General features: G+C 69.2%; 24 protein-coding genes and 1 riboswitch. Of the genes, 13 read left to right on the plus strand and 11 right to left on the minus strand.

Annotation, left to right across the window (positions count from 1 at the left end; genetic code table 11):
- The first annotated feature begins 78 nt into the window (after positions 1-78).
- From ACF1AJ_RS08915 to ACF1AJ_RS08935, 5 genes are read left to right on the plus strand one after another with little or no spacing between them, the layout of a single operon-like run.
- Positions 79-1,308, plus strand: coding sequence for a YihY/virulence factor BrkB family protein (locus tag ACF1AJ_RS08915; RefSeq protein ID WP_391507001.1), 1,230 nt, complete (start codon positions 79-81; stop codon positions 1,306-1,308).
- Positions 1,309-1,341: 33 nt separating this feature from the next.
- Positions 1,342-2,178: an exodeoxyribonuclease III gene (locus ACF1AJ_RS08920; protein ID WP_391507002.1), complete on the plus strand. Its 837-nt coding sequence runs from the start codon at positions 1,342-1,344 to the stop codon at positions 2,176-2,178.
- A gap of 44 nt (positions 2,179-2,222) precedes the next feature.
- Positions 2,223-3,233 carry a tryptophan--tRNA ligase gene (gene trpS / locus ACF1AJ_RS08925; RefSeq protein ID WP_391507003.1) on the plus strand — a complete coding sequence of 337 codons (1,011 nt, stop codon included), beginning with the start codon at positions 2,223-2,225 and terminating at the stop codon, positions 3,231-3,233.
- On the plus strand, positions 3,233-3,826 hold the full coding sequence (locus ACF1AJ_RS08930; protein WP_391507004.1) for a GNAT family N-acetyltransferase: 594 nt from the start codon (positions 3,233-3,235) through the stop codon (positions 3,824-3,826). The genes trpS and ACF1AJ_RS08930 overlap by 1 nt, the downstream gene beginning before the upstream one ends.
- Positions 3,823-4,557 (plus strand): HAD family hydrolase, encoded by a 735-nt coding sequence (locus ACF1AJ_RS08935; RefSeq protein WP_391507005.1) that lies wholly within the window; start codon positions 3,823-3,825, stop codon positions 4,555-4,557. The genes ACF1AJ_RS08930 and ACF1AJ_RS08935 overlap by 4 nt, the downstream gene beginning before the upstream one ends.
- 120 nt (positions 4,558-4,677) lie before the next feature.
- Here the strand turns inward: ACF1AJ_RS08935 and glpK are convergent, their stop codons facing one another.
- The 3 genes from glpK to ACF1AJ_RS08950 form a co-directional block, all read right to left on the minus strand.
- Positions 4,678-6,198: a glycerol kinase GlpK gene (gene glpK / locus ACF1AJ_RS08940; protein ID WP_309857014.1), complete on the minus strand. Its 1,521-nt coding sequence runs from the start codon at positions 6,196-6,198 to the stop codon at positions 4,678-4,680.
- Positions 6,199-6,270: 72 nt separating this feature from the next.
- Complete coding sequence (locus ACF1AJ_RS08945) at positions 6,271-6,999, minus strand: MIP/aquaporin family protein (protein WP_391507457.1); 729 nt, start codon at positions 6,997-6,999, stop codon at positions 6,271-6,273.
- Between the two features lie 180 nt (positions 7,000-7,179).
- Positions 7,180-8,919 (minus strand): FAD-dependent oxidoreductase, encoded by a 1,740-nt coding sequence (locus ACF1AJ_RS08950; protein ID WP_391507006.1) that lies wholly within the window; start codon positions 8,917-8,919, stop codon positions 7,180-7,182.
- A 146-nt stretch (positions 8,920-9,065) separates the two neighbouring features.
- Here ACF1AJ_RS08950 and ACF1AJ_RS08955 point away from each other — a divergent pair, with 146 nt between their 5' ends.
- From ACF1AJ_RS08955 to ribH, 5 genes are all read left to right on the plus strand, one after another.
- Positions 9,066-10,091 (plus strand): sugar-binding transcriptional regulator, encoded by a 1,026-nt coding sequence (locus tag ACF1AJ_RS08955; RefSeq protein ID WP_391507007.1) that lies wholly within the window; start codon positions 9,066-9,068, stop codon positions 10,089-10,091.
- A 65-nt stretch (positions 10,092-10,156) separates the two neighbouring features.
- Positions 10,157-10,312, plus strand: a riboswitch (FMN riboswitch).
- A gap of 71 nt (positions 10,313-10,383) precedes the next feature.
- Positions 10,384-11,490 (plus strand): bifunctional diaminohydroxyphosphoribosylaminopyrimidine deaminase/5-amino-6-(5-phosphoribosylamino)uracil reductase RibD, encoded by a 1,107-nt coding sequence (ribD, locus tag ACF1AJ_RS08960; protein WP_391507008.1) that lies wholly within the window; start codon positions 10,384-10,386, stop codon positions 11,488-11,490.
- Between the two features lie 5 nt (positions 11,491-11,495).
- On the plus strand, positions 11,496-12,125 hold the full coding sequence (locus ACF1AJ_RS08965) for a riboflavin synthase (protein WP_391507009.1): 630 nt from the start codon (positions 11,496-11,498) through the stop codon (positions 12,123-12,125).
- Entirely contained in the window at positions 12,122-13,423 is a 1,302-nt protein-coding gene (gene ribA / locus ACF1AJ_RS08970) for a GTP cyclohydrolase II (RefSeq protein ID WP_391507010.1), read from the plus strand. Before ACF1AJ_RS08965 ends, ribA begins: the two co-directional genes overlap by 4 nt.
- Positions 13,420-13,896 (plus strand): 6,7-dimethyl-8-ribityllumazine synthase, encoded by a 477-nt coding sequence (gene ribH, locus ACF1AJ_RS08975; RefSeq protein ID WP_391507011.1) that lies wholly within the window; start codon positions 13,420-13,422, stop codon positions 13,894-13,896. Before ribA ends, ribH begins: the two co-directional genes overlap by 4 nt.
- Positions 13,897-13,932: 36 nt before the next feature.
- Here the strand turns inward: ribH and ACF1AJ_RS08980 are convergent, their stop codons facing one another.
- From ACF1AJ_RS08980 to ACF1AJ_RS09000, 5 genes are all read right to left on the minus strand, one after another.
- The gene (locus ACF1AJ_RS08980; RefSeq protein ID WP_391507012.1) at positions 13,933-14,358 is read right to left on the minus strand and encodes a VOC family protein; all 426 of its coding nucleotides are present in this window, start codon (positions 14,356-14,358) and stop codon (positions 13,933-13,935) included.
- The gene (locus ACF1AJ_RS08985) at positions 14,355-14,993 is read right to left on the minus strand and encodes a dihydrofolate reductase family protein (protein WP_391507013.1); all 639 of its coding nucleotides are present in this window, start codon (positions 14,991-14,993) and stop codon (positions 14,355-14,357) included. Before ACF1AJ_RS08985 ends, ACF1AJ_RS08980 begins: the two co-directional genes overlap by 4 nt.
- A gap of 27 nt (positions 14,994-15,020) precedes the next feature.
- A complete protein-coding gene (locus ACF1AJ_RS08990; RefSeq protein ID WP_354479524.1) occupies positions 15,021-15,503 on the minus strand; it encodes an SRPBCC family protein in 483 nt (160 codons plus the stop codon).
- Complete coding sequence (locus tag ACF1AJ_RS08995; protein ID WP_391507014.1) at positions 15,500-15,856, minus strand: ArsR/SmtB family transcription factor; 357 nt, start codon at positions 15,854-15,856, stop codon at positions 15,500-15,502. Before ACF1AJ_RS08995 ends, ACF1AJ_RS08990 begins: the two co-directional genes overlap by 4 nt.
- A 96-nt stretch (positions 15,857-15,952) precedes the next feature.
- Entirely contained in the window at positions 15,953-16,381 is a 429-nt protein-coding gene (locus tag ACF1AJ_RS09000) for a DUF2269 family protein (RefSeq protein ID WP_309856982.1), read from the minus strand.
- 167 nt (positions 16,382-16,548) lie between these two features.
- Here ACF1AJ_RS09000 and ACF1AJ_RS09005 point away from each other — a divergent pair, with 167 nt between their 5' ends.
- Complete coding sequence (locus ACF1AJ_RS09005) at positions 16,549-17,943, plus strand: MFS transporter (protein ID WP_391507015.1); 1,395 nt, start codon at positions 16,549-16,551, stop codon at positions 17,941-17,943.
- Positions 17,944-17,963: 20 nt separating this feature from the next.
- Here the strand turns inward: ACF1AJ_RS09005 and ACF1AJ_RS09010 are convergent, their stop codons facing one another.
- Genes ACF1AJ_RS09010 through ACF1AJ_RS09020 form a run of 3 tightly spaced genes read right to left on the minus strand, consistent with a single transcriptional unit; the run spans position 17,964 to position 20,595 of the window.
- Positions 17,964-18,743: an ABC transporter permease gene (locus ACF1AJ_RS09010; protein ID WP_391507458.1), complete on the minus strand. Its 780-nt coding sequence runs from the start codon at positions 18,741-18,743 to the stop codon at positions 17,964-17,966.
- A 47-nt stretch (positions 18,744-18,790) separates the two neighbouring features.
- Entirely contained in the window at positions 18,791-19,672 is an 882-nt protein-coding gene (locus ACF1AJ_RS09015) for an ABC transporter permease (RefSeq protein WP_391507016.1), read from the minus strand.
- Positions 19,669-20,595 carry an ABC transporter ATP-binding protein gene (locus tag ACF1AJ_RS09020; RefSeq protein ID WP_391507017.1) on the minus strand — a complete coding sequence of 309 codons (927 nt, stop codon included), beginning with the start codon at positions 20,593-20,595 and terminating at the stop codon, positions 19,669-19,671. The genes ACF1AJ_RS09015 and ACF1AJ_RS09020 overlap by 4 nt, the downstream gene beginning before the upstream one ends.
- 94 nt (positions 20,596-20,689) lie before the next feature.
- Between ACF1AJ_RS09020 and ACF1AJ_RS09025 the strand changes: the two genes are divergently transcribed.
- Positions 20,690-20,905: a hypothetical protein gene (locus ACF1AJ_RS09025; RefSeq protein WP_309856974.1), complete on the plus strand. Its 216-nt coding sequence runs from the start codon at positions 20,690-20,692 to the stop codon at positions 20,903-20,905.
- Positions 20,906-20,958: 53 nt separating this feature from the next.
- Positions 20,959-22,950, plus strand: a complete 1,992-nt coding sequence (locus ACF1AJ_RS09030) for an ABC transporter ATP-binding protein (protein WP_391507018.1) — start codon at positions 20,959-20,961, stop codon at positions 22,948-22,950.
- Positions 22,951-23,009: the final 59 nt, after the last annotated feature.

The raw sequence follows: 23,009 nt of genomic DNA on the forward strand, positions 1-23,009 counted from the left end.
GTCCACGACGGCCCGCTCCGCACCGGAGCGGGCCGTCGTGCATCTCCGAGCGGCACGGCCGCTCGCTATCCTGACGGCGTGGCCAAGAAGTCCCGAGGCGAGCCCTCCCCGCCGGACCCGGACCTCCAGCGCGCCGCGGGCAACGTGGAGCCGGAGGCCGACGAGTCGCTGCGCGAGCGCCTGGTGGAGCGTGCCGACCCCCTGGTGCGCCGGTTCGAGCGGCCCGTGGCGCGCGTCTCCGGCTGGGCGAAGTGGGTCAAGGCTTTGCGGCCGTACCGCGTGTACATCAACTACTCGTACTCGGACGGCAATCTGCGCGCCGCCGGGATGGGGTACCAGTCGCTGTTCGCCGTGTTCGCCGCCGTGTGGGTGGGGTTCTCCGTCGCGAGCTACTGGCTCTCCGGCAACGAGGCGGTGTTCGACGCGCTCGTGGCCCTGATCAACCGGACGGTTCCCGGGCTGATCGAGACGAGCGCAACGGTCGGGGTCATCCCGCAGGAGCAGCTGCGCAACGCCTCCTCCTTCGGCTGGACCGGCGTCATCGCCGCCATCGGCCTGATCTGGACCGCGATCGGCTGGCTCTACTACACGCGGCAGGCGGTCCGGGCGGTGTTCCGTCTCAGCCGCGACACCACGAGTTACGTGCTTCAGAAGGTGCGCGACCTGGGGCTGGCGCTCATCTTCGGCGTGCTGTTCGTGCTGTCGGCGCTGCTCACCATCATCAGCACCCAGGCGCTCACCCTCCTCCTGGACCTCGCCGGGCTGTCGTCCGACTCCTTCTGGACCAACGCCGTCGCGCGGTTCTCGGGTCTGGTGGTGTCCGTCGCGCTGAACATCGTGACCCTCGGCGCGATGTTCCGCGTCATGTCCCGGGTGGCGATCCCCTGGCGCAATCTCTTCTTCGGCGCGCTGCTGGGCGCACTCGTGCTCGCCGGCTTGAGCGCCCTGGGCGGTCTGCTGCTCCGCGGCGCGTACAAGAACCCGCTGCTGGCGACCTTCGCCGTCTTCATCGGTCTCCTCCTGTGGTTCAACCTCATCTCGCGCGTCATCCTGCTGTCGGCGTCGTGGATCGCGATCGGGATGTTCGACAGCGGGCTCTCGCCGCGCGCCGTCACACCGGAGGAGGCGGCCGCGGAGCGTGCGGCGGCCGAGCACGAGGCGCGCGTGCTCGTCGCCCGGTCGGAGCTGGCGCAGGCGCAGGACGATCTGGCGACGGCGCGTTGGTTCTCCCGGCTTCCCGCGCAGCGTCGCGTCGCCCGCGCGGAGCAGCGGCTGAACGACCTCCTCGACGGAGAACCGGTCGGCTGAACCGGTGTCGGCCGCCCCCGGTAGGCTGGAAGCATGCCCTCGAGTCGCTTGCGCATCGCCACGATCAACGCCAACGGCATCCGCGCCGCCTTCCGCAAGGGCATGGGCGCCTGGCTCGACGGGCGCGATGTCGACATCCTTGCCATCCAGGAGGTCCGGGCCTCGTCCGAAGACCTCCAGGGGCTGCTCGGTGAGGAGTGGGATATCGTCCACGACCCCGCCACCGCCAAGGGCCGCGCGGGCGTCGCGATCGCGAGCAGGCACCGCGCATCCATCCACCGCGTGGAGCTCGGCCCCAGCGAGTTCGACAGCGCGGGCCGGTGGCTGGAGGCCGACTACGAGGTCGGCGGCACGGTGATCACCGTGGTCAGCGCCTATGTCCACTCGGGCGAGGCGGGGACCGAGAAGCAGACCGAGAAGTACCGCTTCCTCGACGCGATGGAGGCGCGGCTCCCCGAGCTGCAGAAGCACAACGAGCTCGCCGTGGTGATGGGCGACCTCAACGTCGGTCACCGCACGCTCGACATCCGCAACTGGAAGGGCAACGTCAAGCGCGCCGGCTTCCTGCCGGAGGAGCGCGAGTACTTCGACCGCATCCTCGGTGCCGAAGGAGACCCGGCGTACAACGCCGGCGCCGGGCTCGGCTGGGTCGACATCGTCCGCAAGCACGCGGGCGAGGTCGACGGGCCCTACACATGGTGGTCGTGGCGCGGCAAGGCGTTCGACAACGACACCGGATGGCGCATCGACTACCAGCTGGCGACCCCCGCACTCGCGGAGCGGGTCACGGGCTGGTCGGTCGACCGTGCGGCCGCCTACGACGAGCGATGGTCGGACCACACGCCTGTGGTCGTCGACTACGCGCTCTGACGGCCCGAAGCCTCCGCATCCCTCCAGATTTCGAAAGCAGAACCATGACGACACTCCCCCGCCTCTACTCCGGCATGCAGCCATCGGCAGACTCGCTGCACCTCGGCAACTACATCGGCGCCCTCCTGCAGTGGAAGGAGCTGCAGAGCACGCACGACGCGTTCTTCTCCGTCGTCGACCTCCACGCCATCACGGTGGCGCAGGATCCCGCCGAACTGCGCGAGAAGACGCGCCGAACGGCGGCGCAGTACATCGCCGCCGGGATCGACCCGTCCGCCTCCACCCTCTACGTGCAGTCCCACGTGCCTGCTCACGCCCAGCTGGCCTGGGTGTTGAACACGATCACCGGCTTCGGCGAGGCGTCGCGGATGACGCAGTTCAAGGACAAGTCGCAGAAGCAGGGCGCCGACGCGACCTCGGTCGGGCTCTTCGCGTACCCGGTGCTGATGGCTGCCGACATCCTGCTCTACGACACCGAGATCGTGCCCGTCGGCGACGACCAGCGCCAGCATGTCGAGCTGACGCGCGACCTGGCCGAGCGCTTCAACAGCCGCTTCGGCCAGACGTTCGTCGTGCCGCAGGCGATGATCCTGAAGGACAGCGCGCGCATCTACGACCTCCAGAACCCGGAGTCGAAGATGTCGAAGTCCGCCGAGTCGGGCGCCGGCATCATCTGGATGCTCGACGAGCCGGATGTGACCCGCAAGAAGATCATGCGCGCGGTCACCGACACCGACGGCGTCGTGTCGTTCGACCGGGAGGGCAAGCCGGGTATCTCCAACCTGCTCTCGATCTTCTCCGCGCTCAGCGGCCGCTCGATCGGGTCCGTCGAGCTGGAGTACGAGGGCAAGGGCTACGGCGACTTCAAGAAGGGCCTCGTGGAGGTGGTGGTCGAGGAGTTCGCTCCCGTCCGCCAGCGCGCGCTCGAACTTCTCGCCGACCCTGCCGAGCTCGACCGCATCCTCGCGGTCAACGCCGAGCGTGCGAGTGAGGTCGCGGAGGGCACCCTCGAGAAGGCGTACGAGCGCATCGGCTTCCTCCGGCGAGCCCGCTGATGCCGGCGCCGGTCGTCCTGACGAGCGCGCGGGTGACGCTCTCGACGCCCGGGCACGCGGATGTCGACCGGATCGCCGAGGTCTGCGCCGACCCGGCGATCGCTCGCTGGACGACCGTGCCGTCGCCGTACACGCGCGAGAACGCCGTGGGATTCGTGACGAGCGTGGTTCCCGACGGCTGGGCGAGCGGCCGGGTCTGCACGTGGGCGGTCCGTGTCGACGATGCGCTCCTCGGCATGGTCAGCATCGGCGATATCCGCGAGCACCAGGGCGAGATCGGCTACTGGATGGCACGGGAAGCCCGCGGAAAGGGCATCATGTCCGAGGCCACCGCTCTGGTCGTCGACTACGGTTTCGCACCGGCTCCGAGCGGCTTGGCGCTGCGGAAGCTGGTGTGGCGCGCTCTCGCCGGAAACGCCGCCAGCGCCGCCGTCGCCCGACGCGCGGGCTTCCGGTGGGACGGCATCGTGCCCGGCGGCGCCGAGCAGCGCGGCGAGCGGTTCGACGAGTGGCGCGGCACCCTCCTGCCGGCGGACGCGGGGCGCCCCGCGGGCGACTGGCCGGACATCTCTTACGTGCAGGCGCCGGCGTGAGCGACCTCCGGGTCGTCCTGTTCGACCTCGACGACACCCTGTTCGCGCACCGGGCGGCCGTCGAGGCCGGCATACTGCGGTACGCAGAGACGCTCGGGCCGCCCTACGGCACCGCCGAGGCGGACGAGGTCGTGACGCTCTGGCACGACCTCGAGGAGGAGCACTACCACTCATACCTCGCCGGCCGCCTCGACTTCGAAGGTCAGCGACAGGCGCGCGCCCGCGACTTCGCCGCCCGGCATGGGGTCGAGCTCGACGACGCCCAGGCGAGCGCCTGGTTCGCCGACTACTTCGAGCACTACGTCGCCGCCTGGTCGCTGCACGACGACGCCCTGCCCGCGCTGGACGCCCTGGAAGCCGCGATTCCGGGGGTCCGCTTCGGCCTCATCACCAACGGCGACCTGGCGTTCCAGGGCCGGAAGGTGGAGGCAGTCGGACTCGACGCCCGCATGAAGCACCTGATCGCCTCCGGCGAGGTCGGCGTGGCCAAGCCCGACGCGGCGATCTTCCACGCCGCGTGCGACGTCTTCGGCGTCCACCCCGACCAGGCCGCCTATGTCGGCGATCGTCTCCGCACGGATGCGATCGGCAGCGCACGGGCGGGCCTCACCGGCGTCTGGCTCAACCGCCGGAACGCCATCCCCTCCCCCGAGGACGAACTCGACGCGGCCACCGCCGGCGTCCGCACCATCCCCTCCCTCGCAGCCCTCCCCCCGCTCCTCGCTGGTTGACACGACACGCCGCGCACCGCGCCGCCCGCACGGCGTGTTGCGTCAGGCGGTGTTGCGTCAGGCGAACGGCGAAGCGCCGCCCGGCGGATGCCGGACGGCGCTTCGTGGTGAGGGACGGGCTCAGGCGTTGCGCACGTCGTCGTCGACCCAGTCGAAGGTCTTCGTGACGGCCTTCTTCCAGAGCCGAAGCTGACGCTCGCGCTCCTCCGGCTCCATGTTCGGCGTCCAGCGGCTGTCCTCCTGCCAGTTCTTGCGCAGGTCGTCGAGGTCCGACCAGAACCCGACCGCGAGGCCCGCAGCGTACGCGGCACCGAGGGCGGTCGTCTCCGCGACGACCGGGCGGACCACCGGCACGCCGAGGATGTCGGCCTGGAACTGCATGAGCAGGTTGTTGGCGATCATGCCGCCATCGACCTTGAGTTCCGTGAGGTCGACGCCGGAGTCGGCGTTGACGGCATCCAGCACCTCGCGGGTCTGGAAGGCCGTGGCCTCCAGCACCGCACGGGCGATGTGGCCCTTGTTCACGTAGCGCGTGAGGCCGACGAGCGCACCGCGCGCATCCGCACGCCAGTACGGCGCGAACAGGCCCGAGAACGCCGGCACGAAGTACGCACCGCCGTTGTCGTCGACCGTCTTGGCGAGCTCCTCGATCTCCGGCGCGCTCGAGATGATCCCGAGGTTGTCGCGCAGCCACTGCACCAGCGAGCCGGTGACCGCGATCGAGCCCTCCAGCGCGTAGTGCGGCGCCGCGTCACCGAGCTTGTATCCGAGGGTCGTCAGCAGACCGTTCTTCGAGTGGACGATCTCCTCACCGGTGTTGAAGATGAGGAAGTTGCCGGTGCCGTACGTGTTCTTGGACTCGCCGGTGTCGAACGCGGCCTGGCCGAACGTCGCGGCCTGCTGGTCGCCCAGGATGCCCGCGACGGGCACCTCGCGCAGAAGGCTGGACGCCTCGACCTGACCGTAGACCTCGGACGAGCTCTTGATCGCGGGGAGCATCGACTTCGGAACGCCGAACACCTCGAGGATGTCGTCACGCCAGGTCAGCGTCTCGAGGTCCATGAACAGCGTGCGGGAGGCGTTGGTCACGTCGGTGGCGTGGACACCGCCGTCCGGGCCGCCCGTGAGGTTCCAGAGCACCCAGGTGTCGGTCGTGCCGAACAGCAGGTCTCCCGCTTCGGCACGCTCGCGGGCGCCCTCGACGTTCTCCAGGATCCACACGATCTTCGTGCCGGAGAAGTAGGTCGCCAGCGGGAGACCGACGATCTGCTTGAAGCGCTCGGTGCCGCCGTCGGCTGCCAGGCGGTCGACGATCGGCTGCGTGCGGGTGTCCTGCCAGACGATGGCGTTGTAGACCGGCTCGCCGGTGTTCTTGTCCCAGACCACCGCGGTCTCGCGCTGGTTGGTGATGCCGACCGCCGCGATGTCGTGGCGGGTCAGGTCGGCCTTGGAGAGCGCCTGGCCGATGACCTCGCGGGTGTTGTTCCAGATCTCGATCGGGTTGTGCTCGACCCAGCCGGCCTTCGGGAAGATCTGCTCGTGCTCCAGCTGCCCGGTCGAGACGATCGACCCGGACTTGTCGAAGATGATCGCCCGGGTGCTGGTCGTGCCCTGATCGATGGCGACGACGTAGTCGGCCATAGGTAACTCCTTTGTTCTTTGGGGGTGGAACGGGGAGGGGCCGGCGGGATCACTCCCGGCCGGCCCCCGATGTCACTTGAGGATGGGGAGGAGCAGCAGCGCGAGCCATCCGGCGGCCAGACCGCCGATGATCGGCCCGACGACCGGGACCCACGAGTACGCCCAGTCGCTCGAGCCCTTGCCCTTGATCGGGAGGAAGGCGTGGGCGATGCGCGGACCGAGGTCACGGGCAGGGTTGATGGCGTACCCGGTCGGACCACCGAGGCTGGCACCGATGCCGACCACGAGCAGGGCGACGGGCAGCGCGCCGAGGGCGGCGAGACCGGCCGCCTGACCGGGCTGGTGGCCGAAGGCGATCACCACGAAGACCAGGACGAAGGTGCCGATGATCTCAGTGACCAGGTTCCAGCCGTAGCTGCGGATGGCGGGGCCGGTCGAGAAGACGCCGAGCTTGTTCGCGGGGTCCGGCTCCTCGTCGAAGTGCCGCTTGTACGCCAGGTAGGTGAGGACGGCGCCGATGATGGCACCGATCAGCTGAGCCAGGATGTACAGCAGCACCGTGATGAAGTTCACCGGCACCAGCGTGTGTGCCGCCGCCGATCCGAACGTCTTGGCGCCGTTGGCGACGAGACCGAGCGTCACAGCCGGGTTCAGGTGCGCACCGGAGTTGTAGGCGACGATCACACCCGCGAACACCGCGAGGCCCCAACCGAAGTTGACCATCAGGAACCCGCCGTTGAAGCCCTTGTTCTTGATGAGGGCGACGTTCGCCACGACACCGGTACCGAGCAGGAGCAGCATCGCTGTGCCTACCAGCTCGGACAGGAAATCTACACCGATATTGTCCACGTTGACCTTCCAGTTGTTCAGTTGACCCGCACCCTGTTGTGCGTTCTGGTGAGGCTCTTGTCAGGGTGGGCATTTGAACGCTATTGCGGTCACGCCCACCGTGACAAGAACCGTGTCATGCACGTTCGTGCATTATCGAAGCGCCGCGGCTTCGCTCCCGTCCCCCGACTTCAACTGCACCCGGTGGGCGTCGGCGAGGTCCGCTACGAACGAATCTTCCTCCTCCGCGCGCCGATTTGGCGACCATCCGAGCGCGTTTGCCGTTATTTCGGCGATCTCGTGCACCAGCTCGAGACTGACCGCGCCGGTGAACGCGAGGCTCGTGCGTCGGAGGAAGACGTCGTCGAGGTGCACGACGTGCTCGCTGCGCACGACGTGGTCGATCTCGGCACGAGAGTACGAGGGTGCTGCGGCGAGCGGGGTGTCGTCCCCGTCCCAGCCGGCGATCGCGTCGAGGACATACGTGGCCTTGGTGCCGTAGCGGTGCAGCAGCGTGGCCGCCCGCTCATCCCCCACGTCCGCGCCGTAGCGGGCGATCCAGTCGCGCTCCGCCTGCGGGGTGGTCGGGAAGCCCGCGCCGCCGCCGATCGGCAGTCCGAGGGTCTGGACGGTGCGGGTCGCGCCGAGTGCCTTCAGCGTCTCGTTCGCGAGGTGCTCGCTGAGTGCGCGGAACGTCGTCCACTTGCCGCCGACCAGACTGAGCACCGTGGTGTCGCCGAGGCCCGCGACCGTGCCGGGCACGATCCGGTAGTCGCGCGAGACGAAGCCGGGAGCGGTGTCGTCGTGATGCGGCAGCGGGCGGACGCCGGAGAACGTGTAGACGATCTGGTCGCGGGTGACCGGGATGCGTGGGAAAACGTGCGAGACGAGTTCGATGAAGTAGTCGATCTCGTCCTCGGTGATGACCGCGCGCTCGGACATGTCCGCGTCGATGTCGGTCGTTCCGACCATGACGCGACCCTTGAGCGGGTAGATGAGGACGATGCGGCCGTCGTTGTTCTCGAAGAACATCTCACGGCCCTGGCACGCCTCCAGCAGCTCGGGGTTGTCGAGCACGATGTGCGACCCCTTGGTGCCGCCCATGTAGCTCGTCTCCTGTCCGAGCGCTTCGTTCGTCAGGTCGGTCCACGGGCCGGAGGCGTTGACCACGACGTCCGCCGTGATGGTGAACTCCTCGCCGGTCTCGCGGTCGCGCACCAGCACGCCGCCGTCGCGCGAACCGATCGCCTCGACGTAGTTGACGGCACGGGCGTGCGGACCGGCGGCGAGGCCGTCGGCCAGGACGTCGAGGGCCAGACGCTCCGGGTCGTGCACCGAGGCGTCGAAGTACGTGGCGGTGTACTTGAGGTCCGGGTTCAGGGCGGGAAGGGTCTGCAGCGACTTCTTGCGGCCGTGGAACGTGTGGCGCGGCACCGAGCCGCCGTCACGCGAGAAGGAGTCGTAGATCGTCAGGCCGGTCTTGATGAGGAACGCGCCGCGCTCCTTCGGCTTGCCCTGCTTGTGGGTGAGGAAGCGGAGCGGGGCCGCGAGGATGCCGGAGAAGGTGGAGAAGATCGGGATGGTGGTCTCGAGGGGCTTCACGTAGTGCGGCGCGATCTTCAGCAGGCCGTTGCGCTCCGTCACCGACTCCTTGACGAGGCGGAACTCCCCGTTCTCGAGGTAGCGGATGCCGCCGTGGATCATGTGGCTGGAGGCCGCCGATGCGCCGGAGACGAAGTCGTTGCGCTCGACGAGGATCACGTCGACGCCCTGCAGGGCGAGGTCGCGGAAGGTGCCGAGTCCGTTGATGCCGCCGCCGACGACGAGCACCTGTGCTCGGGGGCGTTCGCGGAGGCGCTGGACCTCGGTGCGGGTGGTCGACTTCGTCGTCACGGTCTTCTCCTGTATCGCTTCTCTTCTGGGGTGGTGCTGCAGCTATAGTTTTCGTGGCGGCACAACTTCGATCAAGCTGGATGCACATACGTGCACACCCCTCGATCCGCTTGAAGAGAACGTGCCGGAGGAGAAAGAGGCCCCGAATGCCCCAGCCCGACACCGAGCACCTGCCCGACAAGGTCCGCGACGCCCTCAAGGCGGGCCACCTGTACTACATGCAGGACCTCACGATGGAGGCGATCGCGCACGAGATGCACACGTCGCGCTCCAGCGTCTCCCGGCTGCTGAGCTACGCGCGCGCGTCCGGTCTCGTCACCATCCAGATCGCCGAACCGCACGAGGGTGCGAGCCGCATCCAGCAGACGATCCACGAGCGATACGGCATCGCCGCGCACATCGTCCCGATGCCGAGCGCGATCAGCGACGTCGATCGCCTGGAGCGCGTCGCCATCTCGGCTGCACGAATTCTCGACCGGTTCATCGACTCCAACCAGACGGTGGGGATCGCATGGGGCTCGACGATGAGCGCCCTGAGCCGGCACCTCATCCCGAAGGAGTTGCACAACGTCGAGTTCGTGCAGCTCAACGGCGCGGGCAACACCTATACGACCGGCGTGCTCTACGCGTCCGAGATCCTCCGGCGCTTCGGTGACACGTACTCGGGAACGATCCAGGAGTTCCCGGTGCCCGCCCTCTTCGACGACCCGCAGACCAAGATCGCCATGTGGCGCGAGCGGAGCACCCGGCGCATCCTCGACATCCAGGAGCGCATGGATGTGGCCCTGTTCGGTCTCGGATCCCCCTTCTCGGAGGTGCGTTCGCACGTCTATGCCGGCGGCTACCTCGATCAGGCCGACTACGCGTCGCTCGACGAGTCCGGCGTGGTCGGCGACGTCGCGACCGTCTTCTTCCGCGAGGACGGCAGCCACCACGGCATCCCTCTGAACGAACGCGCCAGCGGCCCGGACATCGACCTGATCAAGCGCGTGCCGCGCCGGGTCTGCATCGTCTCCGGTCCGTCCAAGGTCCACAGCCTGCGGGGCGCCCTCGCCGCCGGGCTGATCACCGATCTGATCGTCGACGAGGGGACGGCCCGGGCGCTCGTGCAGCTGACGCAGCCCACCTCGGTGGAGTCAGCCGCCGAGCCCGCGGCCGTCGCCGCCGCGTAACGCGACGTCGCACCCGACCGGGAATAGACGGCGCGACGGCGCGTTGATCTAGACTCGACAACGAAATACGTGCTCCGGGGTCGGTGAAAGTCCGAACCGGCGGTGACAGTCCGCGAGCGGGACGCCCAGGCGTCCTGCTGAGCCGGTGGAATTCCGGCACCGACGGTAATGCGTGCAGGCGAACGCCCGCTCGCTCAGTCCGGATGGGAGGAAGCACGGTGGGCAGCCTGTATGGGCTGGCGCCCACGCGACCCCGGCGACACGTCTCGACGAGAGACAGGATGGCAACGGGATGACGTGGGAAGCCCCTATGCGCACGGCTCTCGAGCTCGCCGCGAACGGTCCCGCCACGGGCGTGAACCCGCGGGTCGGCTGCGTGATCCTCGACGCGGAGGGCAACATCCTGGCCGAGGGATGGCACCGCGGCGTCGGCACGGCACACGCCGAGGTGGATGCGCTGAGCAAGCTTCCCGAGGGCGGCGCCCGCGGCGCGACGGCCGTCGTCACGCTGGAGCCGTGCAACCACTGGGGTCACACCGGGCCCTGCTCTGTCGCCTTGATCGAGGCCGGCGTCGCGCGCGTGGTCTACGGGACGGACGACCCGGGCCACCATTCGAGCGGCGGGGCGCTGCGACTGCGTGAAGCGGGCGTCGACGTGATCGGCGGCGTGCTCCGCGACGAGATCGAGGTCTTCCTCGGCGACTGGCTCACGGCCGCGCGCCTCGGCCGGCCGTACATCGTCGTCAAGTGGGCGAGCAGCCTGGATGGCCGGACGGCCGCGGCCGACGGCACGAGCAAGTGGATCACGGGAGCGGCCGCGCGCCAGCGCGTGCACGAGCAGCGGGAGGCGTCCGACGCGATCGTGGTCGGCACCGGCACCGTGCTCGCCGACGACCCCAGCCTGACCGCGCGCGGGGACGCGGGAGAGCTGATGGGCACCCAGCCGACGCCGGTCGTGGTGGGCACCCGCGCCATCCCCAAGGACGCTGCGGTGTTCCGTCACCCCAACCCGGTAATCTTCGAGGGAACGCACGACCTGGACGAGGTGGTCGCAGACCTCCACCAGCGCGGCTTCCGGCGGGTCTACGTCGAGGGCGGTCCGACGCTGGCGAGCGCCTTCGTCGCCGCCGGCCTCGTCGACGAGTATGCGATCTACCTCGCGCCCACGCTCCTCGGCGGCCCCCGGGTCGCCCTCGGCGACATCGGCGTCGAGACCATCGCCGATCAGCGCCGGCTTCGCGTGATCGACGTCGAGCGTCTCGGCGGCGACCTCCTCATCCGCGCCGTCCCCGTTCCCGACGGGGCGCCCCGAACCGCCACCAGCGCCGACGACCACGTCGACGTGGCCGGCGCCGACATCTTCCCCACACCCCCGATTCCCACCGGCCAGGAGGGCTGACGATCATGTTCACAGGAATCATCGAAGAGCTGGGCGAGATCACCGCCGTCGAGCACACCGACGACGCGGCCCGCGTCACCGTGCGCGGACCGCTGGCCGTCAGCGACGCCCGGCACGGCGACTCCATCTCGGTCAGCGGCGTCTGCCTGACCGTCATCGACAAGGACACCGAGACGTTCACGGCGGATGTGATGGCCGAGACACTCGCGATCAGCACCCTCGACGGCGTCCAGCCGGGCCGCCGGGTCAACCTGGAGCGCGCGGCGCAGGTGGGCGACCGCCTCGGCGGGCACATCGTCCAAGGCCACATCGACGGCACGGCGACCGTGCTGGCGGTCACCGACGGCAGCGCCTGGCGCGTCGTGCGGCTGAGCCTCGACCCCGAGCACGCGCCGCTGGTCGCATGCAAGGGTTCGATCGCGATCGACGGCGTCTCCCTCACGGTCAGCGCCGTGGGCGGCGGACGCGACGACGGCTGGTTCGAGGTCTCGCTGATCCCCGAGACGCTGGCCGCGACGACCCTCGGCGAGCGCGTAGTGGGCGACAGGGTCAACATCGAGACGGACATCCTGGCCCGCCATGTGGAGCGCATGCTGGCGCTCGAACCGGCACTGAGCGAACGGAGCGCATCATGAGCCTGGCCACCATCCCCGAGGCCCTCACGGAGCTGCGCGCCGGCCGGCCGGTCATCGTCGTCGACAATGAGAGCCGTGAGAACGAGGGCGACGTCCTGCTCGCCGCCGAGCTGGCGAGCCAGGAGTGGATCGCCTGGACGGTGAAGAACTCGTCCGGCTTCATCTGCGCGCCGATGACGAACGAGATCGCCGACCGTCTCGAGCTGCCCGTGATGGTCGCCCACAACGAGGACGACCGCGGGACCAACTACACGGTCAGCGTGGATGCGGCCAACCGCCTCTCCACCGGGATCAGCGCGGCCGACCGCGCGCACACCCTCCGCGTGCTCGCCGACCTGGACTCGGCGCCGTCGAGCCTGCACCGGCCGGGCCACATCCTGCCCCTCCGCGCGGTGGAGGGCGGCGTGCGCGAGCGCGACGGGCACACCGAGGCGGCGGTCGACCTGCTGAAGCTCGCCGGGATGACGCCTGTCGGCGCCATCGCCGAGATCGTCGCCGACGACGGCGAGATGATGCGCCTCCCCGGTCTCATCGAGCTGGGTCAGCGCGAGGGGGTGCTCGTCGTCACGATCGAGTCGCTCATCGCGTACCTGCAGGAGTTCCACTGCGACCAGCCGCTGGAGACGGTGACGCCCATCCCGGAGACCTCCCGGGTGATCTTCGAGGTCGAGACCACCGTTCCGACGACGCACGGGCCGTTCCGGATGCGCGCCTACCGCGACCGCATGACCGGCGCCGACCATGTCGCCATCGTCGCGGGCAACCCGCAGCGCGAGGGCACGCTGATCCGCGTCCACTCGGAGTGCCTGACCGGTGAGGCGTTCGGCTCGCTGAAGTGCGAGTGCGGGCCGCAGCTCGACGCCGCGCTCGACACCATCCAGCGGGAGGGCGGCGTCGTCGTCTACCTGCGTGGCCACGAGGGCCGCGGCATCGGCCTCATCAACAAGCTGCGCGCGTACAAGCTGCAGGAGGAGGGGCTCGACACGCTCGACGCCAACCTCGCCCTCGGCCTCCCGATCGACGCCCGCGACTACGGGGCGGCCACGGCCATCCTGCAGGATCTCGGCATCGAGTCGGTGCGTCTGCTGACCAACAACCCCGAGAAGGTGCGCCAGCTGGAGGAGCACGGCATCGAGGTGGAGGAGCGCGTTCCGCTCGTCGTCGGCGTCGGCGCCTTCAACGAGGGTTACCTGGAGACCAAGCGCGACCGCATGGGTCACGCGATCGGAGACATCGACCCGGTGTCCCCGACCACCGAGACGGCCGCGGGACTCGCGGCGGAGAGGACTGCACGATGAGCGGAGCGGGAGCCCCGAACGCCGAGGAGCGGATCGACGGGAGCGGCCTGAATATCGTCGTCGTCGCCGGCAGCTGGCACGAGACGATCAGCGAGGGCCTCATCGCCGGTGCGAAGCGGACCCTGGATGCGTCAGGCGCGACCCACACGCTCGTCCGCGTTCCCGGCAGCTTCGAGCTGCCTGTCGTCTCCAAGGCCGCGCTGGAGGCGGGGGCGGATGCGGTGGTCGCGCTCGGCGTGATCATCCGCGGCGGCACCCCGCACTTCGAGTACGTGTCGGCCGCAGCGACCGACGGCCTCACGCGGGTCGCGATCGACACCGGCAAGCCCGTCGGGTTCGGCGTGCTGACGCTCGACGACGAGGCCCAGGGCCTCGATCGCGCCGGCTTCGAGGACTCCAAGGAGGACAAGGGCGCCGAGGCCGCTCACGCAGCACTCGCGACGGCCGTCGCCCTCCGCTCGCTGCGCGCCTGAGGCGTACCGCGACGACGAGCGCCTGGGCGCTCCGGTCTATGCCCGCCAGGGCATGTGCTGGAGCGCCCACGTGTTTCCGTCGGGGTCCGCGAACCAGGCGTAGAACACGCCGCCCATGTCCTGGACCGGCGAGACGTCGACGCCGCGCTCGACGAGGGTCGCGCGTGCCGCCTCGATGTCGGCGACGACCAGATGCAGGCCGCGTACGGAGCCGGGCTCCGACGGCGCCTGCCCGATCCCGCTCGTCATCGTGACCGAGCAGTACGAACCCGGCGGCGTCAGTTGGACGACGCGGACGCCGTCGGCCGGGCGCACATCCACATCCAGTGTGAAGCCGACGTGATCCCGATAGAACTCGATGGAGCGGTCGATGTCCGTCACCGGCAGCATCACCAGTTCGAGCATCATCGCCCCGGCGGGAACGGGCGGGGTGGGATTGGGGGTCGGATCGGCGGTGGTCATGATGCCTCCTGGTCGGTGTTCGGCGACGCGGGTCCGCGGCGCACCGGGTAGCGCAGGTGCAGCACACGCTCCCCCTGGATCACGATGTCCGGATCGTCGAGCACGAGCGGTCCGCCCGGGAACGATCCGAAGTAGCGCCTGCCGCTTCCGAACACGGCGGGCACCAGATCCATCGCGACGTAGTCGATGAGACCGAGCGCGAGGGCCTGGCCGCCGATGTCGCCCGCGGTGACGCCGACCTCGCCGTCGCCGGCGAGCCTCTGGGCGAGCGCCACGGCGCCCTCCACCGAGTCGACGAAGTGGTACGACGCCTCCGGATGCCAGCCGTCCGGCTTCGGGCGATGCGAGACGACCACCACGTGATCACTCGCCGGAGGGTGCCCCTCCCATCCGTTCGTGAGATCGAAGAGCCGACGGCCGATGACGAGCGCGCCCTGCCGCGACCACATCCCGCTGACGTAGTCGACCGAGGCGGCGGAGACTCGGAACGGGCCGCTGTGAACCTCGGGATGGTCCTCCACGTCGAGCGGATGGTCGCCGTCGAAGTACCAGTCGTGCAGCGGTCCGACACCGTCGTGGTCGTCCGCGATGAAGCCGTCGAGCGACGTCACCGCGTGGAGATAGGTCGTGCTCATGTCGCGTCCCTTCTGCTGCTCCGCCGCTTACGCACCGCGCCGGAGCAGCAGTTCGTCGAGCTTCTCGTATCCCTCGCGGACGCCGTACTCCATCCCGTTCTCGATCATGCTCTCGAGCGCTTCGCGCGAGCTCATGACCGACCGTGCGGACAGGCGGGAGCGACCGTCCGGCAGCTCCTCGAAGCGCATGCGCTCGAGCGCCACCTCGTCCGGCATCCCGACGTACTCGAAGGTCTGGATGATCAGCTCGTTCTCGACGACGCTGTGGAACACACCGCGGAACGCGTAGACGGATCCGTCGGTGTCGCGCTGCTCGTAGGCGTACGCGCCGCCGGTGCGGAAGTCCCACTCGGTGATGGTGGTGCTGAGGCTGCGCGGGCCGATCCACTCGGCGAAGGACTCGCGATCGGCGTGGGCACGGAAGACGGCCTCCGCGGGAGCGTCGAACTCCCGGGTGAGGTCGGCGTACGACGTGCCCGGTACGGCTTCGATGACGACGGGGTTGCTCATGATCTCTTCTCCCTGTTCGGGGTGCTGCTGGTCTGCTGGTGGGTGAGGACGGCATCGAGGCGGCGGTAACGCGACTCCGCCTCGAGGCGATAGCGGTCGATCCAGGAGGTGAGGCGCTCCAGTGCTGCGGCGTCGAGGTGGACGGGGCGACGCTGGGCCTCGCGCGTTCGCGAGACCAGGCCGGCCGCCTCGAGCACGGCGATGTGCCGCGACACCGCCTGCAGGGTGATCTCGAACGGCTCGGCGAGCTCGTTCACCGTCGCCGGACCCCGGCTGAGGCGGGCGACGATCGCCCGGCGCACCGGATCCGCCAGGGCGGCGAACGCCCGGTCGAGACCGTCCTCATCCTGCATGATCAACCGTTTCGTTTATCAATGATTCTGTTGAATACGAGAATAGAAGAATGCGCGCCCCGCGTCAAGAGCGGAGCGCGCAGCGATGGGATGCGGCTACGGCTTCCAGACCATGAGCACGACCACCGCGAGAAGCAACAGGCTCGCGACCCCCGACCCTGCGGCGATCTGCGGGTACCGGGACGCGGTGCCGTCGCGCAGCGCCTCGGCGGCGCGGCGCATGGCCGGCACGACGACGAACAGGGTCAGCGCCAGGGCGACGACGTAGAGGATGATCGACCACAGGATCCACGGCGTCGTCACGCTGAGGTCGTACTTCTTGTCGGCCAGCCCCATGACGCCGAACCCGAACAGCACGACCAGCAGGGACAGCAGCGACAGGAGGTTGGTCGACTTCGCGAGCGTCTCGACCTGACGGGCGTCGCCCGCGCGGACGGCGCGCATCGCCGTCATGGGAAGGATGGCCATCGGGCCGACGATGAAGACGGCGGTCACGACGTGCAGCACGGCGAAGAGTGTTTCCATGCCCCCAGCGTAGCGAGCACACCGATTCGGCTACCCCGCGAAGGCCGCATAGGGTAGAAGGTGCGCCACAAGCGCTTTCCGACCTCCCGCCCACGCGCGCCTTCCGCCCGACCGACGCCGCGCACGCCATGCGGCCTCTCTCGCCTTCACCGGAAGCTCTCCAACGCATGTCTACGACGGCCCCCGTCACCACGCCGGCACCCGCGAACACCCGCGGGCGCGTCATCCTCGCCAGCCTCATCGGCACGTCGATCGAGTTCTACGACTTCTACGTCTACGCGACCGCCGCAGTCCTGGTGTTCCCCGCACTGTTCTTCACCAACGAGAACCCGACGACCGCCCTGTTATCGTCATTCGCCGTGTTCGGCGTCGCCTTCATCGCGCGGCCGGTCGGCTCCATCCTGTTCGGCCACTTCGGCGACAGGATCGGCCGCAAGGGCACCCTCGTCGGCTCGCTGCTCACCATGGGCATCGCCACCGTCCTCATCGGGTGCCTGCCGACCGCGCAGGTGCCGGGCTGGGAGTTCTGGGCGCCGTTCCTCCTCGTCGTGATGCGGTTCTGCCAGGGCCTCGGGCTCGGCGGTGAGTGGAGCGGCGCCGCGCTGCTCGCCACCGAGAACGCCCCGGCCGGCAAGCGCGCCATCTACGGGACGTTCCCGCAGCTCGGCGCTCCCATCGGTTTCATCGTCGCCAATGTGCTGTTCCTCATCCTCAGCCTGACGATCTCCCCCGACGCCTTCGCCGCCTGGGGCTGGCGCATCCCGTTCCTGCTGAGCGCCGTGCTCGTCATCGTCGGCCTCTACGTCCGGCTGAAGCTCGTCGAGACCCCGGCGTTCCAGAAGGTCGTCGACACCGGGGAGGTGGCCAAGCTTCCCCTCGCCCGCGTCTTCCGCACCAGCTGGTGGCAGATCGTGCTCGGCACCTTCATCATGCTGGCCACGTACGTGCTCTTCTACCTGATGACGGCGTTCACGCTGACGTACGGCACGACCGCCGCGACCGCCGAGCAGGCGCAGGCAGCAGCTGAGAAGGCGGGCAAGACGTTCTCGTCCGCCACGTTCGTCCCGGGTCTCGGCTACAGCCGCAACGACTTCCTCATCATGCTCATCATCGGCGTCGTGTTCTTCGGCATCTTCACGCTGGTGGCCGGCCCCCTGGCCGAGCGCTTCGGCCGTCGGAAGACGCTGATCTGGGTGACCATCGGCATCATCGTGTTCGGCCTGCTGTTCGTCCCGCTGTTCGCGGGCGGCACCGTCGGCACCATGGCGCTGCTCATTATCGGCTTCACGCTGATGGGGCTCACGTTCGGGCCGATGGGTGCGGAGCTGCCAGAGCTGTTCCCGACGAACGTCCGCTACACGGGCTCCGCGATCTCGTACAACCTGTCCAGCGTGCTCGGCGCCGCGGTCGCGCCCACCATCGCGGTGTGGCTGTGGACCCTCGCGGACGGCAGCACCGTCTGGGTCGGCGTCTACCTGTCGCTGGCGGCCGTTCTGACGCTCATCGCCCTCCTGCTGTCGAAGGAGACGCGCGACATCGACTTCGCCGACAACGTGAGCTGACGCACTCCGGCTCTCGCCGCTCAGTCGAGGAAGAGGGCGCGCAGGCGACGGGTGGTCAGGATCAGGCCGAGCACAATCATGACCAGGAAGTACAGGACGTGCCAGAGCATGCCCCAGTCGACCATCCCCGTCGTCAGGCCCCGGACCAGCTCGACGCCATGCCACAGCGGAAGCGCCTTGATGATCACCTGGATCGCTTCGGGGTACACGGTGATGGGGTAGAAGGTCGCCGACAGCAGGAACATGGGCAGCAGGATGAAGTTGATCCAGTCCATCTGCTGGAACGTCTTCATGTAGCTGGTGATGCCCATCCCGAAGCTCGCGAAGCCGAACGCGATGAGCAGCACCGCGGGCAGCGCGAGCAGGGCCCACCACGACAGGTTGAGCCCGAGGGCCTGCATCACCAGCATGAAGCCGAGCGCGTACAGCGCACCGCGCAGGAGGGCAAGCAGGATCTCGCCCAGCGCGACGTCGAGTGGCCCGAGCGAGGTGGCCAGCATCCCCTCGTACAGCTTCGCGAAGTGCATCTTGAAGAAGACGTTCCAGGTGGAGTCGTACACGGCGCCGTTCATCGCCGCGGTGGCGAGCAGCGCCGGAGCGATGAAGGCCGCGTACGGCACCGTCTGACCGGACGAGGTCTGCACGTCGCCGACGAGAGCCCCGAAACCGATTCCGAGCGACAGCAGGTAGAAGATCGGCTCGAAGAAGCCCGAGACGATCACCAGCCAGTTGGTGCTGCGCGTCGCCGACCAGCCGCGCTGCATCACCGAGCGCGCGTTGCCCGCGTAGAGCGCGCGCATCGCCCGCGGGCGCGCGGTGGAGGCGGCGAGACGCTGGTCGGTCGCGGTCACTTGTTCAACCTCCTCGCGGCGATGCGGCGGCTCCACAGCCAGAAGGCGACGAAGAGCGCGGCGAGATACACGACGTGGACGACCGACAGCCAGAGCGGCTCGCTCATGCCGTAGGTGAACACGCGGCTCAGCTCGGTGGAGTGCCAGAGCGGTGAGATCCAGCCGATCCACTGCAGGAAGGGCGGCATGGAGGACAGCGGGAAGAACGTCCCGGAGAACAGGCTCATCGGCAGCAGCACGAATCGCATCAGCATGGCGATCTGGCCGGTGTCCTGCTCCAGTGTCGCCACGTACGCCATGATCGGCGCGCCGAAGGCGAGGCCGCCCAAAGTGCCGACGAGGATGCTGACCCAGCCCCACGGACTCGGGACCGCGCCGAACAGCACCATGAACGCGAAGTAGATGGCGCTCGTGCCCAGGATGCGAGCGACGACGGCGATGACGGCGCCGTCGATGATCTGGCCGGGCGAGATCGGGGAGGCGTTGATGCCGTAGAAGGTCGGGTTCCACTTGAACCCGAGCATGATCGGGTAGGTGAACTCCTCGCTCGCCACCGTGACCGCCGCCGTGCAGAGGAGCGCAGGAGCGACGAACGCGAGATAGCTCACGCCGTCCACGGCGTTCGGGCCCATGTTGGCGCTGACCAGCGAGCCGAGCCCGAGGCCCATCGCGAGCAGATACAGCAGCGGGTTGCCGAACCCGGTCACCAGCACCGTCTGCAGGTACGAGCGCATCACCCGGAAGCGGTGCTCGGCCACGTACCAGGCGCCGAAGCGCCTCGGTCGTGCGGCCGCGGCGAGCGCCTCCCGCGCCTCGGCGCGGGCCTCGGGGCCGGGATCGCCCGCCGCTCCCCCGGCGGGGCCGACTGCCACGCTCATTCGATCAGGCTCCGTCCGGTGAGCCGGAGGAAGACGTCCTCCAGGCTCGACCGCCGCACCAGGCTCGTCAGCGGGTGCAGGCCGCGCTCGGCGATGCGGACCAGCTCGGCCTCGCCGTCGTCGCTGTAGACCAGGATGCGGTCGGGCAGCACCTCGATGCGGTCGCCGATGCCGTCGAGGCGCTCCGCGACCTCCGCATTGCGCTCCGAGCCGAAGCGGACCTCGAGCACCTCGCGGGTCGAGTACTCGCGGATCAGGGCCGCCGGAGAGCCCTCCGCCATGATGGTGCCCTTGTCGACGACGACCAGGCGGTCGCAGAGCTGCTCGGCCTCATCCATGTAGTGGGTGGTCAGCACCAACGTCGTGCCCTGCTCCTTGAGGCGGAAGAGGCGGTCCCAGAGGATGTGACGCGCCTGCGGGTCGAGACCGGTCGTCGGCTCGTCGAGAAGCAGGATGCGCGGGTCGTTGATGAGCGCGCGGGCGATGGTGAGCCGGCGCTTCATCCCGCCCGAGAGGTCGTCGACCTTCGCCTTGGCCTTGTCCTCAAGCTGGGCGAAGGCGAGGAGCTCGTCCGCTCGATCGCGCACGCGGGAGGACGGCAGGCCGAAGTAGCGGCCGTAGACGATGAGGTTGTCGCGCACGCGGAGCTCGGTGTCGAGGTTGTCCGCCTGCGGCACGACGCCGAGCTGCGATCGGATCTCCGGCCCGTAGGTGTCCGGGTCGAGACCGAGGATGCTCAGCGAGCCGGCGGTGCGGGTGGAGACCGCGCCGATCATCCGCATCGTGGTGGACTTGCCCGCACCGTTCGGTCCGAGGAGCCCGAACGACTCCCCCGGCTCCACCTCGAAGCTGATGCCGTCGACGGCCGGGAAGTCCTTGTACTTCTTGACCAGGTCTCGGGCGGCGATGACGGGCGTCGGCATAGTTCAGCACTGTAGCCGCGACCGGGGACATTCGGAGGGGTCGGTAAGTCAATCCAGGTTGACGTTGCGTGTGAGGTCAACTATGGTTGACGCCATGGACTCCGGAACACTGCAGACCCTCGCCGGCGACGCCGACTCCGCCGACCCGATCGTCGCCCTCCGCGCCATCGCGAAGATGCACCGCGAGCTCGACCGACTCGAGGCGGTCGCCGTGCGCCGCGCCCGCAACGCCAACGCGACCTGGCAGCTGATCGCGCTGGCCCTCGGTGTCAGCAAACAGGCAGTTCACAAGAAGTACGGTCGGAGTTAGCGCAAAGCAACGATCCCGACGCCCCTCCTCCTCCCCCGAACGGAGACACCGTCATGTCCACCACGTCAGCCCCCGCCCGCCGCCGTCGCGGCTTCGGGCGGCCCACCGACGACGCCGGCCCCCGCGCGCGGTTCTCGCAGCTGCTCCCCTACCTGCTGGAGCACAAGCGCGTCCTCGCGTTCGTCATCGTGCTCAGCATCCTCGGCGCCGCGGCGAGCCTCGCCCAGCCGCTCCTGGTCAGCCAGGTCATCGAGGTGGTCGGAAAGCAGGAGCCGTTCGGCGGCCTGGTCTGGGGGCTCATCGCCCTCGTGGTGATCTCCGGGATCATCTCGGGGTACCAGCACTACCTGCTGCAGCGCACCGGCGAAGGCGTCGTGCTGTCGTCGCGGCGCAAGCTCGTCGGGCGGCTGCTCCGGCTGCCGATCAGCGAGTTCGACACCCGGCGCACGGGCGACCTGGTCTCCCGGGTCGGATCGGACACCACGCTGCTGCGTGCCGTCCTGACGCAGGGCCTGGTCGAGGCCATCGGCGGTGCGCTCACCTTCATCGGCGCCCTGATCGCGATGCTCATCATCGACCCGGTGCTGCTCGGGCTGACCGTGCTCGTCGTGGCCGTCTCGATCGTCGTCGTGGTGCTGCTCTCCGGCCGCATCCGCGTCGCGAGCCAGAAGGCGCAGAACAAGGTGGGCGATCTGGCCGCCGCGGTCGAGCGGGCGATCAGCTCGGTGCGGACCATCCGCGCCTCCAACGCCACCGAGCGCGAGATCGCGGCGGTGGACGAGGACGCGACCGGAGCCTGGCGGATGGGCATCCGGGTCGCGAAGATCTCGGCGCTCGTCGTCCCCGTCGCGGGCATCGCCATGCAGGTGTCGTTCCTGGTCGTGCTCGGTGTGGGCGGCTTCCGCGTCGCGAGCGGTGCCATCACGGTCGCGAACCTGGTCGCGTTCATCCTGTTCCTGTTCATGATGATCCTGCCGCTCGGACAGGCATTCGGCGCCATCGCGGCGGTCAACTCGGCGCTCGGGGCGCTGGGCCGCATCCAGGAGATCCTCGATCTTCCGACCGAGGACCAGCACGACCGCGACATCGCGCCGCTGGCGCTGACCGTCGGCGCCGCGAATGAGGCACTCGCGCCGGAGGCACCCGCGATCGAGTTCGTGGAGGTGCGATTCGCGTATCCGGAGGGCACCGCGACGGAGGATGCGGCGGATGGGTCCCGCACGGCCAGCGGCGGCGGCCCGCAGCAGACGCCCGAGCAGCCGACGCCGGAGCGGCTCGCGTTCGAAGCCCTGACGGGAGCGGACGTCGTCGCCGAGGCGGAGGCCGCGGCCGGAGCCGGCTCGGACGAGGGAACGCACCGGCACGGCGGAGTGCTGCAGGGCGTCAGCTTCCGGGTTCCGCGCGGCAAGCGGACGGCGCTCGTCGGGCCGTCCGGTGCGGGCAAGTCGACCATCCTCGCGCTGGTCGAGCGGTTCTACGACCCGCAGGCGGGCGAGGTGCGCTTCGGCGGGATGGACGTGCGCACCCTCGACCGCGTCTCCCTGCGCTCCCAGATCGGCTATGTCGAGCAGGATGCGCCCGTGCTGGCCGGCTCGCTGCGCGACAACCTGACGCTGGCGGCGCCGGACGCGACCGACCAGGAGTGCATCGACGTCCTGCACGCCGTCAACCTGACCGAGGTGCTGGAGCGGAGCGAGCTCGGCCTTGGCGCACCTGTCGGCGAGGACGGCATCATGCTCTCCGGCGGCGAGCGGCAGCGTCTCGCGATCGCCCGTGCGCTGCTGGCCGCTCCGCCCGTCCTGCTTCTCGACGAGTCGACGTCGAGCCTCGACGGGCGCAACGAGCAGCTCATGCGGGAGGCGATCGACGCCGTGGCGGAGGACCGCACGCTGCTCGTGATCGCGCACCGACTGTCCACTGTGGTCGACTCCGATCAGATCGTGGTGCTCGACCACGGTCGCGTCATCGGCAGCGGCACGCACTCCGAGCTCGTCGAGACCACGCCGCTCTACCGCGACCTCGCCAAGCACCAACTCCTCGTCTAACCCCTCCCCGCCCCGACGCCAACAGCTCCTGAGTTTTTCCGCCCAGATCGACCGAAAAG

It is taken from the genome of Leifsonia sp. NPDC014704 (assembly GCF_043083605.1).
Lineage (GTDB): Bacteria > Actinomycetota > Actinomycetes > Actinomycetales > Microbacteriaceae > Leifsonia.